This is a genomic window from Empedobacter sp. UBA7611 (assembly GCF_002484365.1).
Classification (GTDB): Bacteria; Bacteroidota; Bacteroidia; order Flavobacteriales; family Weeksellaceae; genus Empedobacter; species Empedobacter falsenii_B.
Genome location: NZ_DLJR01000055.1, coordinates 46,455 through 46,691, shown reverse-complemented (window position 1 = coordinate 46,691; position 237 = coordinate 46,455). Strand labels below are relative to the sequence as shown.

Sequence of the window (237 nt, the reverse complement as noted above, 5' to 3'; positions counted from 1 at the left end):
CCAACTTTTGATACTGATCCAATTTTTGCGTAGTCCCCAACTTTTGATACTGATCCATAAGATGTGCTACTTGAATAGTTAAAACAAAAAAAACTCCTTTCAATTTCTTGAAAGGAGTTTTGTTGTGGTCCCTACTGGATTCGAACCAGTGACCCCCTGCTTGTAAGGCAGGTGCTCTGAACCAACTGAGCTAAGAGACCTTATTTAGAATTTTATTTAAAAGACTTTCTATTGTCT

1 tRNA gene is annotated in these 237 nt (G+C 37.1%); it reads right to left on the bottom strand.

The features are described 5' to 3' along the window. Positions 1-125 precede the first annotated feature (125 nt). A tRNA-Val gene (locus tag B3R94_RS09575) sits at positions 126-200 on the bottom strand. Between the last annotated feature and the right edge of the window lie 37 nt (positions 201-237).